At 70.7% G+C, this 2,518-nt stretch carries 1 protein-coding gene; it reads left to right on the forward strand.

The window, feature by feature from the left end; translation table 11 throughout:
* Window positions 1–2,518, forward strand: a 2,518-nt coding sequence (locus tag AC1D2K_RS33345) for an MG2 domain-containing protein (protein WP_478094543.1), incomplete at both ends; no start/stop codon positions are given.

Genomic DNA, 2,518 nt, shown 5'->3' on the forward strand with positions numbered 1-2,518 from the left:
GTCCTGCGCCACCGAGGACGACTACAGCACGGGGGCCTACTTCGTCAGCGCCCGCGCGAAGGACACGCAGGGCGTCGAGGATCTCGCCTTCACCTGGAGCGACTGGCAGCGCGGCATCGAGCCCTGGCGCTTCAACGTGCCCACCAGCCTCGAAGCCCAGCCCGACCGCATCGCCCACACCGTGTTCGATCGCACGCTGCTGCGCGCCGGAGAGACCGTGTCGATGAAGCACCTGCTGCGCACGCAGACGCAGAAGGGCTTCGGCCTGCCCGAGGTGCGGCCCGACACGCTGGTCGTCACCCATGTGGGCAGCGGCCAGCAGTTCGAGCAGCCGCTGAAATGGCGCAAGACCGCCACCGGCGGGCTCAGCGGCGAGAGCAGTTTCGCGATCCCGCCCGCGGCCAAGCTCGGCGTCTACCAGGTCGAGCTGAGAAGCGGCAAGGAGGGCAGCGCGAGCGCCGGGGAAGGCGGCCCGGGCAGCTACGCCACCGGGCAGTTCCGCGTCGAAGAGTTCCGCCTGCCGGTGCTCGCGGGCCGGATCGCGCCGGCCGACGGCAAGCCGCTGGTCGCGGTCGGCTCGCTGCCGGTCGAGGTCCAGATCAACTACGTCGCCGGCGGCGGCGCCGCGGCGCTGCCGGTGCGCGTGTCGGCGCTGGTGCGCGGCAAGCAGCCCTCCTTCGCCGACTTCGATGCCTTCAGCTTTGCCGCCCCCAGCAAGGACGGCGACAGCGACTCGGCGAACGAGGAAGACGCGCGCGTGATCGCCGACAAGCTCCCGCTCACGCTCAACCGGGAAGGCACCGGCAAGCTCACGATCGACAAGATCCCGGTCGCCAGGGCGACGCCGCGCGAGCTGCTGCTCGAAGCCAGCTACGCCGACCCCAACGGTGAAGTCCAGACCTTGCGCAGCACCCACACGCTGTGGCCGGCCGCGGTGGTCGCCGGCATCAAGACCGAGGGCTGGGTGTCGGCCAGCCAGAAGCTCAGGTTCCAGGCGCTGGCGCTCGACCTCGCGGGCAAGCCGCAGGAAGGCGTGACGCTCAACGTGCGCGCCGTCGCCCGCATCACCACCACCAGCCGCAAGCGCATGGTGGGCGGCTTCTACACCTACGACAACAAGACCGAGGTGAAGGAGATCGGGACCGTCTGCAGCGGCAAGAGCGACAACCGCGGCCTGCTGCTGTGCGAGATCGAACTCAAGGAGCCGGGCCAGGTCGAGCTGATCGCCAGCGCCACCGACAAGGACGGTCGCGACAGCCGCGCGGCGAGTTCGGTCTACGTGACGCGGCAGGGCGAGCTCTGGTTCGGCGGCGAGGACCACGACCGCATCGACGTGCTGCCCGAGAAGAAGAGCTACCAGCCCGGCGAGGTCGCCAGGTTCCAGGTCCGCAGTCCGTTCCGCTTCGCCACCGCCCTGGTGTCGGTAGAACGCGAGGGCGTGATCGAGACCCACGTGGTGCAGCTCAACGGGCAGGACCCGACCGTGAGCCTTCAGGTCAAGCCCGAGTGGGGGCCGAACGCCTACGTGAGCGTGCTGGCCCTGCGCGGCCGGCTGCGCGAGGTGCCGTGGTACAGCTTCTTCACCTGGGGCTTCAAGGCGCCGCGCGAATGGTGGACCGCCTTCTGGTACGAGGGCAAGGAGTACGTGGCGCCGACCGCGCTGGTCGACCTCAGCAAGCCGGCCTACCGGCTCGGCCTGGCCGAGATCCGGGTCGGCACGCAGTCCCATCGCATCGAGGTCAAGGTCGCGAGCGACAAGCCCGCCTACCCCGTGCGCAGCCAGGCGCAGGTCACCATCACCGGCCGGCTGCCCGACGGCAAACCCGCGGCCGGGGCCGAGGTCGCCGTCGCCGCGGTCGACGAAGCGCTGCTCGAGCTGCTGCCCAACGACAGCTGGAACCTGCTCGAAGCCATGCTGCAGCGGCGCAGCTGGGGCGTCGCCACCTCGACCGCGCAGATGGAGATCGTCGGCCGCCGGCACTACGGCCGCAAGGCAGTGCCCGCGGGCGGCGGCGGCGGCAAGAGCCCCACGCGCGAGCTGCTCGACACCCTGCTGCTGTGGAAGCCCGCAGTGGTGCTCGACGCCAACGGCCAGGCCACGCTGAGCGTGCCGCTCAACGACGCGCTGACCACCTTCCGGATCGTCGCGGTGGCCGATGCCGGCACCGGCCTGTTCGGCACCGGCCAGGCCTCGATCCGGGCGACGCAGGACCTGCAGATCATCAGCGGCCTGCCGCCGCTGGTGCGCGAGGACGACCAGTTCCGGGCCCAGATCACGCTGCGCAACACGACGCAGCAACCGATGAAGGTCGAGGCGACGCCGCGTGCCACGCTGCTCACGCTCGAGCCGCAGACGATCGATATTCCGCCCGGCGAAGCGCGTGAACTGGCCTGGCCCGTGACCGCACCCGCGCAACTCGCGCAGACCCGCGCCGAGGCGATCCTGTGGGAAATCGAGGCCCGCGACACGCTGGGCGGTGCGCGCGATGCGCTCAAGGTTCGCCAGCGCATCCTTCCC

The organism is Variovorax sp. P1_H12_2, from assembly GCF_056405335.1.